At 37.0% G+C, this 21007-nt stretch carries 17 protein-coding genes; 5 read left to right on the top strand and 12 right to left on the bottom strand.

Annotation, left to right across the window (positions count from 1 at the left end; translation table 11 throughout):
• Nucleotides 1–13: 13 nt before the first annotated feature.
• Entirely contained in the window at nt 14–271 is a 258-nt protein-coding gene (locus F1847_RS00335) for a hypothetical protein (RefSeq protein WP_150071130.1), read from the bottom strand.
• On the opposite strand from F1847_RS00335, the gene F1847_RS00330 reads away from it, so the two are divergent.
• Nucleotides 227–1426 (top strand): IS110 family transposase, encoded by a 1200-nt coding sequence (locus F1847_RS00330; protein WP_150071129.1) that lies wholly within the window; start codon nt 227–229, stop codon nt 1424–1426. The two genes, F1847_RS00335 and F1847_RS00330, sit on opposite strands and share 45 nt — an antisense overlap.
• A 26-nt stretch (nt 1427–1452) precedes the next feature.
• On the opposite strand, the gene F1847_RS00325 is transcribed toward F1847_RS00330, so the two are convergent.
• Nucleotides 1453–2625, bottom strand: coding sequence for a HEAT repeat domain-containing protein (locus tag F1847_RS00325; RefSeq protein WP_150071128.1), 1173 nt, complete (start codon nt 2623–2625; stop codon nt 1453–1455).
• A 239-nt stretch (nt 2626–2864) separates the two neighbouring features.
• Here F1847_RS00325 and hcp point away from each other — a divergent pair, with 239 nt between their 5' ends.
• The gene (gene hcp, locus F1847_RS00320; protein WP_150071127.1) at nt 2865–4478 is read left to right on the top strand and encodes a hydroxylamine reductase; all 1614 of its coding nucleotides are present in this window, start codon (nt 2865–2867) and stop codon (nt 4476–4478) included.
• Between the two features lie 157 nt (nt 4479–4635).
• Nucleotides 4636–5094, top strand: a complete 459-nt coding sequence (locus F1847_RS00315; RefSeq protein WP_150071126.1) for a universal stress protein — start codon at nt 4636–4638, stop codon at nt 5092–5094.
• 3 nt (nt 5095–5097) lie between these two features.
• Here F1847_RS00315 and ybgF read toward each other — a convergent pair whose 3' ends face one another.
• From ybgF to recJ, 4 genes are read right to left on the bottom strand one after another with little or no spacing between them, the layout of a single operon-like run.
• Nucleotides 5098–6039: a tol-pal system protein YbgF gene (gene ybgF / locus F1847_RS00310; RefSeq protein ID WP_150071125.1), complete on the bottom strand. Its 942-nt coding sequence runs from the start codon at nt 6037–6039 to the stop codon at nt 5098–5100.
• A gap of 15 nt (nt 6040–6054) precedes the next feature.
• Entirely contained in the window at nt 6055–6852 is a 798-nt protein-coding gene (locus F1847_RS00305) for a formyltransferase family protein (RefSeq protein WP_150071124.1), read from the bottom strand.
• Nucleotides 6842–7921 carry a deoxyguanosinetriphosphate triphosphohydrolase gene (locus tag F1847_RS00300; RefSeq protein ID WP_150071123.1) on the bottom strand — a complete coding sequence of 360 codons (1080 nt, stop codon included), beginning with the start codon at nt 7919–7921 and terminating at the stop codon, nt 6842–6844. The genes F1847_RS00305 and F1847_RS00300 overlap by 11 nt, the downstream gene beginning before the upstream one ends.
• Nucleotides 7918–9603 carry a single-stranded-DNA-specific exonuclease RecJ gene (gene recJ, locus F1847_RS00295; protein WP_150071122.1) on the bottom strand — a complete coding sequence of 562 codons (1686 nt, stop codon included), beginning with the start codon at nt 9601–9603 and terminating at the stop codon, nt 7918–7920. Before recJ ends, F1847_RS00300 begins: the two co-directional genes overlap by 4 nt.
• Nucleotides 9604–9654: 51 nt before the next feature.
• Here recJ and galE point away from each other — a divergent pair, with 51 nt between their 5' ends.
• Together galE and F1847_RS00285 are read left to right on the top strand one after the other, a co-directional pair.
• Complete coding sequence (galE, locus tag F1847_RS00290) at nt 9655–10629, top strand: UDP-glucose 4-epimerase GalE (protein WP_150071121.1); 975 nt, start codon at nt 9655–9657, stop codon at nt 10627–10629.
• 15 nt (nt 10630–10644) lie between these two features.
• On the top strand, nt 10645–11622 hold the full coding sequence (locus F1847_RS00285; RefSeq protein WP_150071120.1) for an NAD(P)-binding domain-containing protein: 978 nt from the start codon (nt 10645–10647) through the stop codon (nt 11620–11622).
• Here F1847_RS00285 and proB read toward each other — a convergent pair.
• From proB to mutS, 6 genes are read right to left on the bottom strand one after another with little or no spacing between them, the layout of a single operon-like run.
• A complete protein-coding gene (proB, locus tag F1847_RS00280; RefSeq protein WP_150071119.1) occupies nt 11619–12737 on the bottom strand; it encodes a glutamate 5-kinase in 1119 nt (372 codons plus the stop codon). The genes F1847_RS00285 and proB overlap by 4 nt on opposite strands.
• A 3-nt stretch (nt 12738–12740) precedes the next feature.
• Nucleotides 12741–13763, bottom strand: a complete 1023-nt coding sequence (gene obgE / locus F1847_RS00275; RefSeq protein ID WP_150071118.1) for a GTPase ObgE — start codon at nt 13761–13763, stop codon at nt 12741–12743.
• Between the two features lie 2 nt (nt 13764–13765).
• Nucleotides 13766–14800 carry a bifunctional oligoribonuclease/PAP phosphatase NrnA gene (locus F1847_RS00270; protein ID WP_150071117.1) on the bottom strand — a complete coding sequence of 345 codons (1035 nt, stop codon included), beginning with the start codon at nt 14798–14800 and terminating at the stop codon, nt 13766–13768.
• Nucleotides 14793–15980, bottom strand: coding sequence for an exo-beta-N-acetylmuramidase NamZ domain-containing protein (locus F1847_RS00265; protein WP_150071116.1), 1188 nt, complete (start codon nt 15978–15980; stop codon nt 14793–14795). Before F1847_RS00265 ends, F1847_RS00270 begins: the two co-directional genes overlap by 8 nt.
• Nucleotides 15964–18408, bottom strand: coding sequence for an N-acetylmuramoyl-L-alanine amidase (locus F1847_RS00260; RefSeq protein ID WP_150071115.1), 2445 nt, complete (start codon nt 18406–18408; stop codon nt 15964–15966). Before F1847_RS00260 ends, F1847_RS00265 begins: the two co-directional genes overlap by 17 nt.
• 13 nt (nt 18409–18421) lie before the next feature.
• Nucleotides 18422–20995 carry a DNA mismatch repair protein MutS gene (gene mutS / locus F1847_RS00255; protein ID WP_150071114.1) on the bottom strand — a complete coding sequence of 858 codons (2574 nt, stop codon included), beginning with the start codon at nt 20993–20995 and terminating at the stop codon, nt 18422–18424.
• Between the last annotated feature and the right edge of the window lie 12 nt (nt 20996–21007).

The raw sequence follows: 21007 nt of genomic DNA, 5'->3' as shown, positions 1-21007 counted from the left end.
TGCAATTTTTATGTTAAGGTTTGTTTAACACATTTTGTTTTGTATAATAAAACAAAAGCTTATAAGTTAGAGAGGGACAGGGACTCCATTTTTGGTAGGCCTTTGAGCCTCTTAAGGAGTATGTCCCTCTGTCCCTCAACACCCGATAAGTTGGTTGGGCTACCAAAGCCCCAGCTACTCGGGAGGATGGTGTGAGGGACAAAAATCTTAAAAAGGAGGTAGCATCATGACCCATTACATCGGTGTTGACATTTCTAAAGATAACTTCCACTTCTGCATCCTTAACCATGAAGCTAAAACCCTCTCCTCCGGCAAACTCTCTATGTCTCTTCAAGGCTTCTCTGATTTCTTTAACCTTCTCAAAACCCTCTCTGACCCTATCGTTGTTATGGAATCCTCTGGTAGGTTCCACATCCCCCTTTACTGCTTCCTCGTTGAAAAAGATATCCAAACCTTCATCCTTAACCCTAAAATCGTCCACAGATTCTTTGAATTTATCTCCGCTAACAACCCCTCTAAATACGACACAAAAGATGCCAAAATCCTTGCACTCTTCGCTCTTAATAACCCTGAATTCCTTAAATCCTATCCTGAAAACTCTGAACTCCGTAGTGCTTCTCGTCTTATCCAAAAACTTAAACATGAACTTGCTGAAGCTAAAACTCAAATCAAATACGCCCTCACTGTTCTTTTCCCAGAAGCTGAAAAGCACTTTAATATTTACTCCCACTCCTTCCTTAACATACTCCTTAAATTCCCCTCTGCTAAAACCCTTAAAAAAGCTAAACCAAATGAAATTTCCGAAATTATTAAATCCTCTGTTCCTAAAGGTAAAACCCCTTCCTTTTCTCCCGATGAAGTCATAAACCTTGCTAAAAACTCTATCGGGGTTGACAATCCTTATCTCTCTCAAACTCTTATCATCTACATCGAAAAACTCTTTTTCCTTGAGCCAAGAATAAAAAAGCTTGAAGAGATGCTTGTAGAGAAAATGGATGAAGACCAGCAAGAACAAATTAAGCTCATTTCCTCTATAAAAGGTATTTCCTCTAAACTTGCAAGTCTCTTTTTGGCTGAAATCAGAGACGTAAAAAGATTTTCTAATGCCAAAAAGCTCATAAAGTTTGCGGGCACAGACCCAGTAACAAAACAATCTGGTAAGTATAAAGCTAAGATGAGCATATCTAAGCAAGGGTCGAGCTTTCTCAGAAATGTTCTTTTCCAGATGGCGGTAGGTGTAGTAAAATGGAATTTTTACTTCAGATCCTATTTTATACGTAAGAAGAAAAACTTTGGCAGTTATAAGAAAGCTATGATAGCAGTTGTAAACAAACTTATAAGAGTTATCTATGCAATTTGTAGAAAAAAAACTTTCTTTAATCCTGCTTTTTCTAAGTTCCCTGTTCTGGAGGTCTCTCATGTTTAATTCCTATTTTCTGATAGTTGACTCTTTTATGCTAATTTATAATGCAACTGCAAAAGGCTCTTTATTTTTTCCACATAATCCTTTAACGTTTCTTTAAACCTACCTTCCTTTAATCTCTCCCAAAAACCGCTTATCACCATCTCCCCAACCACCGCATCTCTACCATAAGGATCTTTAATCTGAAGAAAATTAGGTAGATTAATAATTACTGCTTCTTCAGGTAGTTTAAACAAAACCTTAGCAGCCTCTTTTCTTACTAAAGCGTTTTCATCCTCTAAAAGAGGGACGATATATTCTACTATTTCTGGTCTTATGTTTTTTCCCAAAACCTTTAAAGCAGACAACCTTACAAACCAAGCAGGATGTTTAAGGAAAGGAAGAACGTCCTCTAAAGCTATTTTCTCAATCTTGCTTAATACTTTTAAAGCCTTGGCCAAAATTTCTGGATCTTCAAAGGTAAGTTGATCCTTAACTATCTTAAGCAAGGTTTCATCTAAATGTTTAGCATAATAAATCCCGTCTAAAAGCCCTATCCTAAAAGATACGGAATAGCTGCCTTCTTTTAAAAAATCGTAAACAGCAAAACTTGCCTTTTCTTTAAATCTCTCTACAAACTCGGTTATGATTAAGCTAACACACCTTAAATTCAAAACCCCTTCCCTTTGCTTTTCATAAAGAAGTTGTAAAAAGGTTTTAAAATGTATAGTATTAAGAAGTTTACAACAGCTTAAAAAGCCTACAAAAGCTACTTCTGGATGTTTCTCTTTTTTTAAAGCTTCAAGCATCTTTGCTAAACTTTCTTTTGAAAGAAAACTCTCAAGTATCCTAAAGGCCTCTCCTCTTATATAAGGCTTAGAAGAGTTAAGTTTATCTTCGTACTCCTTTATAAAACCAAAATTTTGGGCAAGCACTCCTATTTTATCAGGCATCTTAGGAAAAAACTCTAACATTACCTCTAAGAGTGCCTGTTTTTTTAAAGGTGAAAAAAAATTAAGTTTGTTTTTAAATTCCTCAAGGTTTAAAGAAGAAGACTGAAACGCTTCTGAAAAAACTTTAGTAAAATATGCACGAGCTTGGTCTAACCTTTGATGTTTTATCTGAGTTAAAAATCTTTTCAAAAAATCATAACCTACTAAAAAAATACTAACCATAAAAACCGATAAAATCATCACCAATAAAACGTTCATCGTAAAAACCATCTGTTATTGCCCTCTATAAAATTTTTGATATATTTTAATTATAAGGATGTTTAATTTCAAAGTCAACAATGCATAATAAAGGGGTTATATTTGCTACTTCAGTATCATCAAAGACTCTTTCTTATCTTTTTAGTTTTTTGAAGACCTTCTTATAAGCTTTCAAGTTTTGACTTATATCAAGGAAAAAAAACTTTATCTGGGTTATTTTAATTTAAAAATACACAACAGGAGGTAGAAAGATGTTTTGTAATCAGTGTGAACAAACCGCAGCAGGAAAGGCTTGCACGGTAAAAGGGGTATGTGGTAAAACCCCTGAAACTGACCTTTTACAAGACCTTTTAATCTATAACCTGGCAGGTCTTTCAGAGGCTTATCTATTAGCCCATCCTAAAGGATATAACGCACCAGAGGTAGACTTTTTTATCATGGAAGGGATGTTTGCAACCCTTACTAACGTTAATTTTGACCCTGAAAGTATTAAGGCTTACATAGAAGAAGCCTCATCCCTTAGAGAAAAGATTGAAAATGCCTATCAAGTAAAATCTTCGTTAGATAAAATTCCTAACTTAGACCTTGATGAACTTATTGATCTTGCTAAAAAATACGAAATAGACCCAAGGTTTAAAGAGGTCTGGGGAGAAGATATCTTTTCTCTAAAGCTCTGTGTACTTTATGGTTTAAAAGGAATAGCCGCCTATGCCTATCATGCCCATAAATTAGGGGTATGGGACCAAGAAGTATACCATAAATTCAAACAGCTTTTGGTAAACATCTATCAAGAAAAAGGAGACATAGAAAGTTGGGTAAAAAAGGCTTTAGCTACCGGAGAGATAAACCTAAAGGTAATGGAGCTTCTTGACCAAGCAAACACCCAAACCTTTGGTCACCCAGTGCCTACAAAGGTTCCTCTCGGTACTAAAGCTGGTAAAGCTATCTTAGTCTCTGGGCATGACTTAGAAGACCTTTATGAACTGCTTAAACAGACCGAAGGAAAAGGAATTTACGTTTATACCCACGGAGAGATGCTTCCAGCCCACGGATATCCTGAGCTAAAAAAGTTTCCCCATCTTTATGGAAATTATGGAACAGCCTGGCAAAACCAGCAAAAAGAATTTGCAACCTTCCCCGGGCCTATTGTGATGACTACTAACTGCCTTATGCCCCCTAAGGAGGAATATAAAGATAAAGTTTTTACCTTAGGACCGGTTGGATTTCCAGGGATAACTCATATAAAAGGGAAAAATTTTTCTCCAGTCATAGAAAAAGCCCTTGCCATGCCAGGTTTTACAGAAGATAGACCTGATAAAGAAATCTGGGTAGGGTTTGCCAGAAACGCCATCCTTTCTGCAGCAGAAAAGTTGATAGACCTCGTTAAATCGGGTAAGGTAAAACATTTCTTTTTAGTAGGTGGTTGCGACGGAGCCAAACCAGGGCGTAATTACTATACTAAATTTGTAGAATTGGTCCCCAGGGATGCCTTTATTCTTACCCTTGCCTGTGGAAAATACCGATTTTATGATAAAGATTTGGGGGATATAGAAGGTATACCCAGGCTGCTTGATGTAGGACAGTGTAACGACGCCTATTCTGCCATTCAGATAGCCTTAGCCTTGAGTCAAGCCTTTGGGGTAGGTGTAAACGACCTTCCCCTTTCCTTGGTTGTCTCCTGGTACGAACAAAAAGCTGTAGCCATCCTTCTTACCCTCTTATATCTCGGAATTAAAAACATCTTTCTTGGACCAAGCCTTCCAGCCTTTCTATCTGAAAACGTCTTAAACTTCTTAGTAGAAAACTACAATATAAGACTCATTTCAGAACCTGAAGAAGACTTAAAAATGATGCTTAAGGCTTAAAACTGAATAAAAGGAGGGGGGAGCCCCTCCTTTTATTTTTAGTTTATCCAAACAAAACATCTCATTTAAAAAAAACTTGTCATCCCCTTGATAAAAAATTTGTTAAACTTATTTTAAAATTATAAAACAATAAAACAAATATAATCAGGAGGTGGCCATGGTCGAAATTAAAAACATATTAGTACCTGTAGATTTTTCTGAGGTTTCTGAGTTTGTGGCTGAATGGGCTAAAGATTTCGCCAAAAAACTTAACGCCAAGGTTCATGTAGTGTTTGTATTAGAAGATTTTGCTGCCTATGAAGGGCTTTATGGCTCGATAAAAACTCTGACAGACCTTGAAAACGTTCTTTTAGAAAGTGCTCAAAAGTCTATGGAAGAGTTTATAAAAAAACACTTTGCCGACTATCCTGAGGCTCAATCCATCATAGTTAAAGGAGATGTGGTAGAAAAAATCATCGAAACAGGACAAAAACTACAGGCAGACCTTATCATCATGGGAACCCACGGAAGAAAAGGGCTTGATAAAATCCTTTTCGGAAGCGTAGCTAATGGAGTGGTGAAAAACTCTCCTATTCCAGTTTTAACCATTAACCCCTATAGACTTAAAAAAGGTTAAAAACTACTTTATACCTAAAAGTTTTTTAGCTTCTTTAGCCTCTTTGCTTGTTGGGTATAATTTAACGATACGTTTTAGTAAAATAGTATAAGCATCCTTGTCTCCCAAAGCTTTAAAGCTTAAAGCTTGTTTATACATAGCTGAGGACTTTAAAGTGGCTGGTCCTGGAGTTTCTATCACCTTTTGAAAAGAAAGAATGGCATCTTCATAGGCTTTTTTGTTATAATAAATTTCACCAAGCCAGTAATAACTTTGGGCTAAAAACTTACCTTTAGGATATTTTTGGATATACTCTTTAAAAGCTGTTATAGCTTCATCGAACTTTTTCTGTTGATAAAGGTCAAAGGCTCGATTGTAAAGGTCTATCTCAGAAGGCTCCTTTCTATCTAAGGACCCTTGCTGTAAGGTTTCATCGGTTGAGGCCTTAACCTCTGAGGGTTTAGTTTCTACGGTTGCGTTAGAAACTACCTTGGCTGTTTGATTAGAAACGGACCCGTTAGATGAGGGTTGAGAAGATTCTTGTGGTTTGGAAGCGACTTTTTCTTCTAACGCTTTTACTTTAAGCTCAAGAGCCTCTATTCTGGTTTTAAGTTCTTCAGACTGCTTGTTAAAGGTCTTATATAAATCTTCCTTTGAGGATGAAAGGTCTTCTACCTGAGAGACAAGTTTCGCCTGAGAGGATTTAAGATCCTCTAATTCTGATAAAGCCTTAGTTTTTATCTCTAACAGAAGATCCTCTCCTAATTTCTTTTCTAAACTCTCTACCCTTTCTCTTAACTGACTAAGTTCTTTTTCTACAGCCTTTTGGTTTTGTGTTTGGGTTTGAATGGTGGTTTCCAAATTAAGGACCTTTACTTTTAAAGTTTGAATTTCATCTTGAGAAGCTACACATCCCCCTAATAAAACACTAACCCCGAAAAAAACCAGATATAGAAACCTTTTCATGTTTTTTCCTCCTTTTTATTCTATAGTAAAAGCCGTCAGGTTTTTTTCTACCTCTTGTGTTAGGTCTAACGGGGTTTCTGTTTCAACACCTAACTTTTCCTCACACAGATATTTTAAAGTAAACACCAGTAAAGGCAACTCTCTTTTGACTTCTTCCTCTCTAATTTTTACAAAAAGTGGATTTTTTTCTCCTTCAAGTTTTTTCAACCCTGAAAGATGATGTTTAAGCAATTTAAGTTCGGTTTCTTTCCATAAAGGAATAAACTCAGGCGTACGAAGGTTTAACCTGAAGTAGGTAAGAGCTGGTCCTTCGTCAAGTTCTGGGGTTACCCGATGGATCATAGCCCCTGTTTCCATGGCCCTTGCGCTGATAAGCTGCCAAATAACCTCTTGCCAGGAACCTTTAGGACCTCCTGGTAAAGAGGGATGTAGGTTTATCAGTTTTAAACGTTTACAAAACTCTTCAGAAGTTATCCACATATAACCTGCAAGTACGCCAAAATCTATCTCTAAATCAAGCCTTTTCAGCACTTCTTCGTGATATTCCTTTCTCCAAAAGTCTCTTTGAGTTTTTCTAAGCTCAGGCTTAAACCTTTCTGCAGAAAACCAAATAACCCTAAGTTGCATCTCTTCTGTAGCTTCTTTTATCAATCTTTCTGCCCACTCTCCCTCATCTGGAGCCTTACTTACAAACACATAAGCAAGTTTGGCAGGAATGTTTTCTCTTTTTATTTCTGTATAGACAATCCTTAAAAGGTCAAGGGCTGCCTTATCCCTTCCGGTAGTAAACCAACCGATCGTTTTATAACTCATATCCTATGCCTCCCCAAACTGTCTCTATCCCTTGCCAGGGTTTAGGCACAAAGTGTTCAAAATACTGATAGATAGCATATCTATCAGTCATCCCAGATATATAATCAGCAATCAACCTCTCTTTGGGTTCTTCAGGAAAAAGGCTTTTAGCCTTTATTAAAAAAGGTATGTTTTCAAAGTTTTGGGTGTAAAACTCAAAAAGTTGTAAAAGCACTTTTTTAGCCTTTTCAAACTCCTTTCTTACCGGCTGGGAAAAATAGATTTTTTCAAAAAGAAACTCTCTGAGCTCGGTTAAAGCCCTAAGCACCGAATCTTCTATCAGAATGGCAGAATAGTTAGCCTCTCTTGTAGAGTAAACAATATTTTTAACCAAGGTTGAGATCCTTTGAGCATGGGTTTCCCCTAAGATTTTTCTGGAATTTTGAGGAAGTTCTTTAAGAGTTATCAGCCCAGCCCTTAAGGCATCGTCTACATCATGGTTTACATAAGCAATCACATCCGAAATCCTTACTATCTCAGCCTCAAGGGTAGAAGGCCTATCTCCTTGTGGACTTAAAATAGGTCCTAGTCCTTTTGAGTGCTTTAAAATTCCCTCTCTTACCTCAAAAGTAAGATTTAGTCCCTTCCCGTCTTTTTCCAGTTTATCAACCACTCTAAGGCTTTGTTCGTTATGTCTAAATTCTCCAGGTAAAAGCTCGTTTAAAACCTCTTCTCCTGCATGTCCAAAAGGGGTATGCCCAAGGTCATGTCCTAAGGCTATAGCCTCTGTAAGGGCTTCGTTAAGGTTTAAAGCCTTAGCGATCGTCCTTGCGATTTGAGCTACTTCTAAGGTATGGGTAAGTCGAGTACGGTAGTGGTCTCCTTTTGGGGCTAAAAAAACTTGGGTTTTATGTTTTAATCTTCTAAAAGCTTTAGAATGAATAATACGGTCCCTATCCCTCTCAAACACAGTCCTAATCTCACATTCTTCTTCAAGATAATTTCTCCCACGAGAAAACTTAGACTTACAAGCAAAAGGAGACAAATAAAGTTCTTCCAAACGCTCCTTTTCTTCTCTAATAGTACTCATCTTACATCAACTACCTTTATTTCTAAGTTATTTCTGTAGCTATTAACAAAGGGTTGACCTAACACCAACCTTATTCTTTCGTCTTCTACTATGCGGTTAAACCAGATAGCGCTTATCTCGTTTATCCCTTTTTTTAGTACAAACTTAGAATGCTTTTCTTTTAACAAAAATTTTTCTTTAATCTCAAAGTTTTTGATAAGAATGGTGGGAGGATGATGAGCTTCTCCGTAGGGATGAAGATAGGTAAGTGCTTTTAAGTTTTCTGGATGCAAAAGTTCTGTAAGGTCTGCCTCTGCCTCTATATAAATTACCTCTTCTTCAGGTTTAGAGATAGAGGCTATTTTTTTTATTTCTTTAGACAAACGCTCTTTAAGGGCATCAAGCTTTTCAAGGTTTACCTGAAAACCTAAGGCGTATTTATGACCTCCATATTGAATAAGCAAGTCTTCACACCGAGAAATAGCTTCAAACAGGTTAAGCCCTTCAGGAGACCTGCCTGAGGCAAAACCTATACCATTTTCTATAGAAATAAGGATAGTAGGCACTTGATATTGATTCTTAAGTCTATTAGCAATAAGTCCTAAAAGTCCTTTAGGAAGGTTTTCAACCGCTAAGAAAATAAAAGGGTATTTTTCTACTTCTTTTTTAGCCAGTTCTTCAAGAGAGGAAAGCACCTCTACTTCTAACTCTTGTCTTTTTTGATTAATCTCTTCTATGTTAGAAAGAAGGGCTCTTGCTTTAGTTTCGTCTTTTTCTTTTAAAAACATAAAAATTAATTCCGGAGACCCCATCCTACCTGCAGCGTTTATCTTAGGTATAACTCGATAAAACAAGTCTTCCTCAGAAACTACTCCGTTTGTCCTTGAATTTTCCAAAAGGAGTTTGGTGGCTAAAAACGAAGGAGAAGAAAGGTCTCTAAACCCATAAAAGGTTACCGTGCGATTTTCTCCTATTAATGGAACCATGTCAGCAAGGGTAGCCAACCCAACTATTTCAAGATATTTTCTTATCTGTGGTATCTCTACAGAAGAAAAAAAACCTTGTTCATAAAGATACTTTCTTAAAGCCCTTATTAAAGCAAAAGCTACTCCAGCACCACAAAGATGGTAAAAGGGAGAAGTTTTAGGGGTAAGCTTTCCGGAAACTACTATGGTATTAGGTTTATTTATTACCTCATGATGATCGGTAATGATTACCTCTATCCCTAAGGCTTTAGCCTGATTTACCGTCTCTCCTGCAGAAATTCCTACATCTACGGTTATTAAAAGACCTACCCCTTTTTGTTTAAAGTAAGGTAAAAACTTGGCGTGAAAACCATACCCTTCTTTTTCTTTGCTGGGGATAAGCCATTCAACCTTACATCCAAGACCCACCAAAAAATCGTATAATATAAAACTCCCTAAAATACCGTCTGCGTCTGAGTCTCCGTAAATCCCTATGGTCTCGTTAGACTTTATCGCTTGATAAATCCTTTTTACCGCAACCTCCATATCAGGGATTAAAAAAGGGTCGACAAAATCGGTGAGCTGAGGGAAAAGAAAACAGTAAGCTTCTTCTAAATTGGTAAAACCTTTATTTATTAAAATCTGAGCAAGAAATGGAGTAAAAAAACCTTGATTTACAAAATAGCGTAACAGATCTGAATCTACCGGTTTATTAACCCATACTTTGCTTGACGACATATGGAAATTATTGTATCATATTTGAAACAAAAGTAAAACAGGATTAAAAAAATGACTAAACCTAAAATTTTGATCACCGGTGGTTGTGGATACATAGGTTCTCATGTAGCCAAACTCTTAACTAAAAAGGGATATCAAGTAGTTATTATAGATAACCTAAGTGCCACAGGCAAAAAAATTCCTTATGGAAAAATCTACCCTATCGACCTTTCTGAAGAAAAAGAGATTATCAAGGTTTTAAAAGAAGAAAAGCCTGAAGCGGTTATGCATTTTGCAGCCTCTATCGTCGTCCCTGAAAGTGTAGCCTATCCTTTAAAATATTATCGCAACAATGTAGAAAACACTTTAAAGCTTCTTTCAGCGATGGAAAAAGTAGGGATTAGAAAGTTTGTATTTTCTTCTTCGGCGGCCGTATATGGAATACCAGACACCGTTCCTGTACCAGAAGAAGCCCCTTTAAATCCTATCAATCCCTATGGAAGAACCAAAGCGATGATAGAAGAAATTTTAAAAGACCTATCTGAGGCAGGGTCGTTAGATTATATAGCCTTAAGATATTTTAACGTTGCAGGAGCTGACCCAGAAGGTGAATTAGGTCCAGCCTACAACCAGCCTACCCATCTTATCATCAGAGCTCTTAAAACGGCTAAAAGAGAATATCCCTATCTTGAAATCTATGGGACTGATTATCCCACCTCAGACGGAACTTGTATCAGAGATTATATTCATGTGATGGATTTAGCCAAAGCACATTTACTTGCTTTGGAATATTTAATGTCAAACGGCAAAAGTTTGGTTTTAAACTGCGGATATGGGATAGGTTTTTCAGTAAAAGAGGTGGTAAAAACGGTTAAAAAGGTAACCAACATAGATTTTAAAGTAGTAGAAACTGAGAGAAGACCTGGAGACCCTCCGGTTTTGATTGCAGATAATAAAAAAATCAAAACCATCCTTTCTTGGGAGCCAGAGTTTCAAAGTTTAGAAACCATCATAAAACATGCCTGGGACTGGGAACAAAAATTTTAAATAAAAAAGGGTAAGATGGAAAAACCTTTAGAGAAGGTAAAGATAGCTATCATCGGAGGTGGTCCTGCAGGAATTGCCTGTGCAGTAGAGGCTAAAGCCCAAGGTATTGAACCTGTGGTAGTTCTTGAAAAACATAAAGATGTGTGTTACACCATTTCAAAGTTTTATAAACCAGGGAAAAGGGTCGATGCCGATTATCGAGAAAAAAACGTAAAACCCATCGGTATTTGTTCTTTTGAAACTGAAACCAAAGAAGAATTTTTAAATAGAATCAATTCTTGGATAAAAACCTGGAATCTTGACATAAGGACTAACTCTGAAGTTACAAACATCGTTAAAAAAAACGGCTATTATGAAATTTGGGTTAAAGATGAACCTAAATTTTTAGCTCAATTTGTAATCATTGCTATAGGGATCTTTTGTTATCCCAACAGGCCCGAATATCCTATACCTTCTGAGTTAAGAAATAAAGTTTTCTTTGAGCCGCCAGACATACCCTTAGAAAATAAGAAAATCTTAGTAGTCGGAGGAGGCAACACCGCGGCTGAGGTGTGCCTTCAACTTTGCGATAAAAATGAAGTACACCTCTCCTATCGTAGACCTTCTTTTTTTAGGATAAACGAAATCAACCTAACCCTTCTCTATCAAAAAGAAAAAGAGGGTAGAATAAAGCTTTTATTAGGTACTGACATAGCCGGTATCTCCCCTGAAGGAGAAAAGATAAAGGTTTTCTTTAAGGACGGAAAAACCGAAGTTTATGAATTAATAATATATTGTTTGGGGGGAACAACCCCAAAAAGTTTCTTAAAAAAAGTTGGTATAGAGTTAGACGAAAAAGGGAACCCTATTTTAAATGAATATTTTGAAACCAACCTTCCTAAGGTTTTTCTTGCTGGAGACCTTGCGATAAAAGCTGGAAACATCCTCAAAGCCTTTAACTCAGCTCATGTTGTCATAAAAAGAATAGCAGAATATCAAGTAAAAGAGGCTTAAACCTCTTCAAGGACGATTAAGTTATCTCGGTGGATAACCTCTTTATTAGGCTTTTCTTCAGAAGCAAGAAAGTTTTGTAAATCATAAGAGGAGAAAGCTACAAGGCCCTTAGCTATGGGTTTACCTTCGTGGTTTATACATTCCACACAAGCACCTTTAGGGAATTCTCCTTCTATTTTTTTAATACCTGGTAAAAGCAGACTTTTTCCTTTTTCTAATAAGGCCTGCTCAGCCCCTTGGTCTATATAAATCCTGCCTTCTGGCTTGATGTAGTATTTTATCCAAAGTTTTCTCATACTAAGTTTTCTTTCTTCAGGCCAAAATATGGTGCCTATCTCTTGGCCTTGCCAAAACTTTTCTAAAATAAAGGGCTCTTTACCAGAAAGGATAACCATAGGAATACCCATAGAGTTTACCATCTTAGCAGCTAATAGCTTAGAATACATCCCGCCTCTTCCAAGGCTTCCTGGTTTTCTCCCTGCCATCTTAAAAACTGTCTCGTCTATTTTAAAAACCTCGGCTACCCTTTCAGCCTTAGGATTTTCCCTTGGGTCTTCTCGGTAAAGCCCGTCTATGTCTGAAAGGATGATTAAAAGGTCTGCTTCGATCGTTCCTGCAACCAAGGCAGAAAGGATATCGTTGTCGCTAAACCTAATACCTTCTGTAGTAACGGTGTCGTTTTCATTAACGATAGGAAGTACTCCCCACTTAAGTAAAGTTTCAAAGGTTTTTTTAGCATTAAGATAGCGGTCTCTTAAGGATAAGTCTTCTGCAGTAAGAAGGATTTGGGACACAAAAATTTGGTATTGATTAAAAAGGTTTTCATAAGCTTGTATCAAGGCCGCCTGACCGATAGAGGCTAAAGCTTGTTTTTCGCAAAGAGCAAGGGGTTTCTTATAAAACTTAAGTTTAGCCCTTCCACAAGCAATAGCTCCAGAAGACACCAAAACCACCTTATATCCTGTATTAACTAAATATTGAAGTTGATATACTAAGTTTTGTAAAACCTCATAGTTTAGTCCTTCATCTTGATTGGTAATTACCGCGCTTCCAACCTTAACTACTATTCTTTTAACTTTTTTTAAGACCTTTTTAAGCCTCGTTTGTCTGTCCATTTACTATATCCTTTTTTCTTGAGATAAAATTTTTTGAAGTGTTTGCCAAAGAGTATAAACTAAAGCAACCACCCCTTGACCTGAAACCGCAGAAATAGGAAAAATTTTAGGTTGATCTTTTTCTGGAAAAAGACGAATAATATTTTCTATCTCTTTTTCATCGGCTACGGTATCTATTTTATTCAAAGCGATAAAATACTCCTTTTCTAATAAACGCGGATTAAACAACCTGAGTTCTTCTTGGAGCACCTGATAATCCTTTAAAACCTCTTCTTTTTTAGTAATATCTAATACATAAAGCAAAATCCTTGTACGTTCGATATGTCTCAAAAAGTCATGTCCCAGCCCAATTCCTTTATGAGCCCCTTCTATCAACCCAGGGATGTCTGCTACGACAAAAGACCCTCCCTCTAAAAGACTTACTACCCCTAAATTAGGTTCAAGGGTAGTAAAAGGATAATTTGCTATCTTAGGTTTAGCCGCTGAAATCCTGCTAAGAAGGGTAGATTTTCCGGCGTTTGGAAGCCCAACCAAGCCTACATCAGCTATTAACTTTAACTCTAATACAATCCATCTTTCTTCACCTGGAGTTCCCTTTTCAGCTATCCTTGGAGCCTGTCTTACTGGGGTAGCAAACCTTGCGTTTCCTCTACCTCCTTTACCACCTTTTGCCACCACCAAGGTTTGTCCAGGGGTTACCAAATCTCCTAAGATTTCTCCGGTTTCAGCGTCTTTTACGATAGTCCCTACAGGCACCCGCAAGATAAGGTCTTCTCCGTCTCTTCCTTTCATCTTTTTTCCCATTCCAGGTTTTCCGTTCTCAGCCCTAAAATGCACTTGATGATAAAAATCATAAAGGGTATGTACTTGGGGGTCTGCTACCAAAATAACATCTCCTCCGTCTCCTCCGTCTCCTCCATCAGGACCGCCTTTAGGTACATACTTTTCCCGTCTAAAACTGATACACCCATCTCCTCCGTTACCTGCTTTTACATAAATTTTAGCTTGGTCTACAAATCTTGACATAACTAATCTTTCACCTTCTCTTTTTTATCCACTAACTTAAAATATTTATCAAAAAGCTTGATAAGTTTATCGGTGTTAAAAAGTTCAGGAGAAGTAGACAGGTTAGAAAAGGGGATTTCAGCCCGAGCCTTTTCTCGATGTCCTCCGGCAAAACCTATATCCTTAAAAAGACGGTTAGCCATCTTACCTGCATTTTTTTTATAACCATCACAACGGATGATGATGGTTAAAACTTTTTTGTATTCTCCAGCTACAAATACCCAAGAGGTTTCATACACCTTGTTTAAAAAATCGGCTATAAGCACCAAAACATCCGTATTACTTACTTTTCCTACATAAGTAAACATCCTGTTTTTTCTAAATTTTAGTTGGTCTAAAGCGATCTTAACATACCTGAGCTCTGACCTTCTGAGACTTGCAGATTCTATCTTGGAAAGAAGATGTTTGTTCATGAATTTATAAAGCTTCTGAAAAGCTATCACATCATGAAGGTTGGCGCTTTTTTCAAAATTATCGGTATCGGTTTTTATTCCATAAACTAAAGCAGTTGCTAAATAAACCGAGGGTTTGATTTTTAAAGTTTTAAGGTATTCATAAAGAATGGTAGCAGTCGCCCCATAATCAGGCCTTATATCATAATATTTAGCGGTGCATTCAGTAAAAAGAGGATGATGGTCGATGATTACATCCCATTGAACGTTTTTAAACTCTTCTCGATGAGATGGTTGAGAATCAACCAGCACAAATTTGTTATGTTCTTCCAACAATTTAGGAGAATATTTTACTAAAGGTATCTTTAAAACCTCTACCATTACTTTATTGTTTAACCTGGTTATCTCGTTTACATTTGCTATGGTTACTCTTTCTACCCTGTTTTGCAGTATCCTTTTAAAAGCAAAAGCCGAAGAAAGAGAATCAGGGTCTGCCCATATAAGAATAAGGACCTTATCCTTCTTTTCAAAAAGCTTAAGTAAATAACTTATCCGTTCTTTGTTAGACTTAAACTTACTAACCTTATTATTTGTTTTTTTATTCATATAACAAAATTTGCTGTATCTCTTCTTGATAGTGTTTTAAATTATAATACAGGTAAAAATCCAGGTCAATTTCTTTTTTTCCTTCTAACCAGTCTATAATCTCTTGATTTCCTATTAAAATATCTATCGGGCGTTTTTCTCTCTCAAACTCATAGGGAATGTTTAAAAACTGAAACTCTGGGAAGTTTTCTTTTATTAGTCTTAAAAGCATAAGGGTAGTTTTTACTGGTTGAAAGTGGTTTAGGTCTGTTACGTATAACTGAAAGCCAAAGCACCTTCCACCTTTCCATTTATCAAAGGTAGGCTCAAATACAAAAGGTCTTAACACTACCGCTTTTTTCTCGGGGAAGTTTAGCTTTTCCCACTGCTTAAGAACCTTTTCTATTTTTAGATAAGGAGCCCCAAACACCAAAAAAGGCAAGGTTGTGCCTCTACCTTCAGAAAGATTAGTACCTTCAAGTAAAACTTGTCCCGGATACACCAAAGCACACCACCAAGAAGGAAGGTTAGGTGAAGGTAAAACCCAAGGTCTGGTTAAGTCTTTCCAGAAAAAACTTCGTCTATATCCCTTTACAGGGATTACCTCTAATTCTAAATCAGGGAAGTGTCTTTTTTTAAATAACAAAGAAAGCTCTCCTATGGTTAATCCGTGTCTTAAAGGCAAAGGGTCCATCCCTACAAAAGACTTAAAATCTTCCTCTAAATAAGGCCCCTCTATTTTCCCTCCTATAGGGTTTGGTCTATCAAGAACCACTACCCTTTTACCTAATTCATAACACCTTTTAAGCACCAAAAAAACCGTCCAGATATAGGTATAGACCCTACAACCCACTTCTTGAAGGTCGATAAAAACTACGTCTATTTCTTCTAAATGGTTAGGCTCAGGCTCTAATCTTGGACCATAAAGGCTTACTACAGGGGTTTGAGTAAAGAGTTCTATCTCGTCATGAGACCCTATCATGTTAGCTTGTTTTTCTGAATAAAGCCCATGCTGAGGAGAAAAAATAAGCTTAAAGTCTTTCCCAAAGGTTTGTTTAAACCTTATAAAGGTAGGGGTAAGAGTATAATCAAGAGAAGCCTGATTGCAAAGAAGGGCAATCTTTTGTCCTTGATATCTTTTATAAAAGTCCTGAAAAAAAAATAAATCTACACCAAACAAAGGTTTAAAGTGGTTTACCATGGGGATTTTGAGAAAGTTTTAATGTTTGGGCATAAGCCTCTATACCCTTAGCGATACCTTCTGCGATCATTTCTAAATAGTGTGGATTCTTAAGACGTGCCTCTTCTATGGGGTTGGTTATAAAAGAAACCTCTACCAAAACCGCAGGCATTCTTGTTCCGACCAAAACCAAAAACGGCGCATACTTAACCCCACGAGAGACGGTGTCAGGATAAAACCTTGTTAAATTTTGATAAAGATAGGTATTAATCTTCTCTGCTAAAAGCTTAGACTCTGAAAGCTTGGTATTAGAAAGAACCGCCTTAATCAGGTCTTGTAGGTCGCTTAAGGTTTTATCTGAGGCTGAGTTTTCAAGGGCTGCAACCCTCATAGACTCTGGGTCTGTGGTAAAGTTAAGATAGTAAACCTCTATTCCTCGGGCGTTAGGGTCAGGAGAAGCGTTGGTATGAATAGAAATAAAAAGGTCTCCCTTTTTAGAATTAGCTATCGCCGGTCTTTGAATTAATGGAATGAAAACATCGGTATTTCTGGTAAAAATAATCTCTACATCCGTTAACCGTTCTTTAAGCTTTTGGGATAATAGTTTAGCTACCGCAAGATTAACCTCTTTCTCTTTAAGCCCTGTAGGGCCTACAGCTCCAGGGTCATCTCCTCCATGCCCTGGGTCTATCACTATCCTTTTTATCCCTAAACCAAACTGTCTGGCAAGATTTATATATTCTTCGTCCTTAGATGGTTTCTTTTTAGAGGCTTTTTTACCACCTTCGGATTTTTTTGCTATAGCTGGGGAGGTGCCTTTCTCTTGACCGGTAAGGTCAAGGACTAATTGTGGAGGGTCTTTTATCTTAAAAATCTTGTAAGAAGTAAGGCTGTTTAGGTCAAGGACAATCCTTACCACGTTCTTATCAAACTGACCTACCCTTATCTTTTGAAGATGGACATCTTTGAGTTCTATTTCCTTAGGAACCTTTGGATCAAGATGCGCCGGATAGATATCTACATAGATTCGAGGGGTTGGTCCTCTAAGGATGTTAGTCTGATATTCAAAGTTTCCAGAAAGGGTTATGATAATCCTGGTATAATCCTCTCCGGTCACAGGAGAAACCTCTAACACCCTTTTTGCATCTGCGATTAATGCAGGAGAACTAACAGAAGGACTAACCTTGATTTCAGAAGAATTGTTAGAAGTCTGAGGGGTTAAAACCACCTTAGGCTCGGAAATTACCTTGCTTGGCTCAAAAACAGGGACTTTTTTTTCTTTTTTATTTGCTTTTGATACCTCTTTTTTAATTGAAGAGGTAGGTCCCTCTTGTAAAGGTTTTAATTTAGCAAGATAAGGGCTTTTAGGAAACTTTCTTTGAAGCTCCTTTCTATACTTCTCAGAAAGGTTTTTATCCGGCAAGTCTTCTCTATAAATCTTAGCCAAAAAATAGTAAGCCTCCTCTGTTTCAGGGGCATTAGGATAATAGGTTAAAAGCCTTTGACAGTTTTTAATAACCTCATTCAGGTCAGATTTGTAAAAATATCTCTGGTAGGCCTGATAATAAGCCTGAGCGGTTCTTAACACTGCCTTAGGGGCAAAAGACTGATTAGGATAAAGTAGGTAAAGCCTGCGGTATTCGCCGGCTAAGCTTAACCATTGTTTCCTACTAACCTGAGGGCTATTTTTTAACCCTTCAAACTTTTTCTCTAAAACCTGAAAACTTTCTTCCTTTTCTTCTGTAATCTTTAAATCCGTAGTCTGAGAAGAAACGTCGGTTTTTTCTTTGGGTCTAATGATAAGCCTTTGATTAGGGGTTAAAATCTCTGACCTAAGCTGATTAAGCCTTTTAATCTCCTCTTTAGAAACCTTATATTTTTGAGCTATGCTATCTAAGCTTTCCCCTTTTCTTACGGTATGATATACATATTCTTTTTTTTCGAGAGATTTGTTTTTTTCTACAGAAGCTGTCCCTTCTTTTTTAATCAGTAGTTTTTGTCCAACCTTTAACTGACCCTTTCTTAGGTTGTTTAACCTAATTATCTCCTGAGGGGTCACCCCATACTTTTTAGCTATAGACTCTAAGGTGTCTCCCTTTTTTATTACATGATATACCTCAACAGGTTGAGAAGTTTTAGGTTTAGACTCTTCTTTTTTAGGTTTTAAATTTTTTACCCCTACTACAAGCCTTTGCCCTACCCTAATTTTATTTTCTTTTAAGTTATTAAGCTGCTTTAGCTCAGCAACAGAAAGATTATACCTTTTAGCTATCTTTTCTAAGGTGTCTCCTTTTTGGACGATATAATAAACATATTCTTGAGAAGTCTTTTGAGTTTGGGAAGAACTCTTGGTAGTTGCGTTTAAAAAGTTATAATTCCCCCAGTAAAAAAAACACAAAAAACCAAATAAAACGAAAAAAACTCGGTAGATTACAGATTTCTCTTTCATTTTAGTTTTTCTTTTATTTAATCAGTTCTTTTTTTATCTCCCATAAAAAATTTAAGGCTTCGATAGGAGTTATCTTTTCTATCGGTAAATCTTTTATCTTTTGAAGCACAGGATGGTCTCGGTCAAAAATAGATAACTGTACAACCCTCTTCGTAGTTGATTTTATCTCGTTTGGTTCCTTAAGATTTTTTCTCTCTAATTTATAAAGTATTTCTTTAGCTCTGTCAACCACCTCTTGAGGAATTCCAGCCAATTTAGCAACTTCGATACCGTGAGATTTGTTAGCTGCCCCCGGTAAAACTCTGTACATAAAAATTACATCATCTTGCCATTCCTTAACCGCTACATGATAATTTTTAACCCCTGCATAAATTTTTCCAAGCTCGGTTAGTTCAAAATAATGGGTAGCCAGCAAGGTAAACACCTTTTTCTCGTATAGATTTTCTGCTATAGCCCAAGCAAGGGCCATACCGTCGTAAGTACTTGTTCCTCTTCCCACCTCATCAAGAAGTACCAAGCTTTTACTGGTTGCGTTTTTTAAAATATAGGCACACTCGCTCATCTCTACCATAAAGGTGCTCTTGCCTCTGGTAAGTTCATCCCCAGCCCCTATCCTCGTAAAAACTTTATCAAAAACTCCAAGTCTTGCATACTTAGCAGGCACAAAGCTCCCCATCTGCGACATGATAACGATAAGGGCTGTCTGCCTAAGATAGGTTGATTTTCCTCCCATGTTAGGACCGGTTATTATCAAAAGCACCGCTTCGTCTTTTTTTAGCTCTACTGAATTAGGAATAAAGCTTTCTTTACCTTGGATTTTTTCTATTACCGGATGTCTACCCTCTTCAATGTAAAGCCCAGGCTCTTCGGTTATTTCAGGACAAACGTAATCGTTTTCTACAGCTACTGTAGCCAAAGAAATAAGCACATCAAGGGTAGCAAGGGCCTGACTGGCCTTTTTTAAGACATCTTTATACTGAGATACTTCTTCTCGCAATTTCAAAAACAATTCATACTCTAAGCTTTTAATCTTTTCCTCTGCGGTAATAATCTTTTGTTCTAATTCCTTTAATTCTGGGGTAACAAACCTTTCTACGTTGGTTAAAGTTTGTTTTCTTTCAAAATAAGGCGGAACCAATTTAGCATTTCCTTTAGATACCTCAAAATAATACCCAAAAACTCGGTTATAACCTATCCTGAGATTAGGAATACCTGTTTTTTCTTTTTCTTTTTTTTCTATGGCTGTAAGATAATCTACTGCATGTTCCTTTAAATCTCTAAGTTCATCTAAAGTTGAGTCTACCCCTCTTTTTATGATACCTCCGTCTTTTAAGGTATAAGGAGGGTTGTCTACCAAGGTCTCACAAAGTCTCTGATATAAACCAGAAAAATCCCCCAAGGCAGAAAAGACTTCTTTCAAAAGTTGTGGTAACTCTTTTAATACCTCTGAAAAAATCCTTTTTATTTCGGGAATATATTTTAAACTTTCCCTTAAAAGTCCCATTTCCTTTGGGTTAATCAACTTAAAACCACACTTAGTAGCAAGTCTTTCCAAGTCAGAAAACCTTTTAAGCAGGTCTCTTAAAGCCTCTCGCAGGTCTTTCTGTTCTATCAAAAAACTTATAGCCTCTTGCCTGCGTCTTATTTGGGTCAGGTCCCTCAAAGGATAGACTATCCATTCTTTAAGCAATCTTGCCCCCATCGGGGTAACCGTACGGTCTAACACCCAGAGCAAAGAATGTTTTTCCGAACCATCCCACAAATTTTTTATCAGCTCTAAGTTTCTTTTAGTAGAATCGTCTAAGAATAAAAATTCCTCTGGATAATAAAAAACAGGGTCTTCAATTTTGTCCAAAAGATGAGGTTGATATTTTTGAAGGTAAGTTAGAATAGCGTTAGCTGCCTTTAATCCTTCATGATAACGTTCATAGTATGGTTGTTTTAAAAGGGCGTCTACTTGGTTTAAACTAAAAGCCTTTTTATCTAAAAAACTTAGGTGCACCTTAGAAAGACTTCCTTTGATAAGCCCCATCCACTCAGAGTTAGCCAATTCGTCTAAACATAAAATTTCTCTTGGTTCACGCTTCAAGAGTTCAGCCAAAAAGGTTTCTTTGTTTAACTCAGTAAAGATAAACTCTCCGCAGGAAAGTTCTAAAAAAGCAAGACCTGCCTTTTTTTCTAAGTAAAGACTTGCTAGATAGGTTTTACTCTTTTCCGGAAGTTCTAAATCCACTAAAAGACCCGGAGTGTATATTTTAACTACTTCTCTTTTAACCAAACCCTTAGCGGTTGCTGGGTCTTCTACCTGTTCACAAACTGCTACTTTAAAACCCATATCTACCAGTTTTTGGATATAGAAAAGAGCCTTTTCTACAGGCACACCACACATAGGAGCGGTTAATCCTTTCCCTGCTTCTCTTTTAGTTAAGACTAATCCTAAAAGCGGGGCTACTACCTCGGCGTCCTCAAAAAACATCTCATAAAAATCCCCTAATCTAAAAAACAACACTGCGTCAGGATACTGATGTTTTACTTCAAAATACTGTTTAAACATCGGGGTGAGTTCAGCTTTTACAGAACCTCTCATAGAAAAAAACCT

This window comes from Thermodesulfobacterium sp. TA1 (genome assembly GCF_008630935.1).
Classification (GTDB): domain Bacteria; phylum Desulfobacterota; class Thermodesulfobacteria; order Thermodesulfobacteriales; family Thermodesulfobacteriaceae; genus Thermodesulfobacterium.
This window is presented reverse-complemented; position numbering and strand designations above follow the sequence as displayed.

Bases quoted from the DNA above. Each gene is read 5' to 3' on its own strand.
- hcp (WP_150071127.1), top strand. From the start codon at position 2,865: ATGTTTTGTAATCAGTGTGAACAAACCGCAGCAGGAAAGGCTTGCACG.
- F1847_RS00260 (WP_150071115.1), bottom strand. From the start codon at position 18,408: ATGAAAGAGAAATCTGTAATCTACCGAGTTTTTTTCGTTTTATTTGGT.
- proB (WP_150071119.1), bottom strand. From the start codon at position 12,737: ATGGACAGACAAACGAGGCTTAAAAAGGTCTTAAAAAAAGTTAAAAGA.
- F1847_RS00305 (WP_150071124.1), bottom strand. From the start codon at position 6,852: ATGAGTTATAAAACGATCGGTTGGTTTACTACCGGAAGGGATAAGGCA.
- F1847_RS00325 (WP_150071128.1), bottom strand. From the start codon at position 2,625: ATGGTTTTTACGATGAACGTTTTATTGGTGATGATTTTATCGGTTTTT.
- F1847_RS00300 (WP_150071123.1), bottom strand. From the start codon at position 7,921: ATGAGTACTATTAGAGAAGAAAAGGAGCGTTTGGAAGAACTTTATTTG.
- F1847_RS00285 (WP_150071120.1), top strand. From the start codon at position 10,645: ATGGAAAAACCTTTAGAGAAGGTAAAGATAGCTATCATCGGAGGTGGT.
- recJ (WP_150071122.1), bottom strand. From the start codon at position 9,603: ATGTCGTCAAGCAAAGTATGGGTTAATAAACCGGTAGATTCAGATCTG.
- mutS (WP_150071114.1), bottom strand. From the start codon at position 20,995: ATGAGAGGTTCTGTAAAAGCTGAACTCACCCCGATGTTTAAACAGTAT.
- F1847_RS00330 (WP_150071129.1), top strand. From the start codon at position 227: ATGACCCATTACATCGGTGTTGACATTTCTAAAGATAACTTCCACTTC.
- galE (WP_150071121.1), top strand. From the start codon at position 9,655: ATGACTAAACCTAAAATTTTGATCACCGGTGGTTGTGGATACATAGGT.
- F1847_RS00270 (WP_150071117.1), bottom strand. From the start codon at position 14,800: ATGAATAAAAAAACAAATAATAAGGTTAGTAAGTTTAAGTCTAACAAA.
- obgE (WP_150071118.1), bottom strand. From the start codon at position 13,763: ATGTCAAGATTTGTAGACCAAGCTAAAATTTATGTAAAAGCAGGTAAC.
- F1847_RS00265 (WP_150071116.1), bottom strand. From the start codon at position 15,980: ATGGTAAACCACTTTAAACCTTTGTTTGGTGTAGATTTATTTTTTTTT.
- F1847_RS00315 (WP_150071126.1), top strand. From the start codon at position 4,636: ATGGTCGAAATTAAAAACATATTAGTACCTGTAGATTTTTCTGAGGTT.
- ybgF (WP_150071125.1), bottom strand. From the start codon at position 6,039: ATGAAAAGGTTTCTATATCTGGTTTTTTTCGGGGTTAGTGTTTTATTA.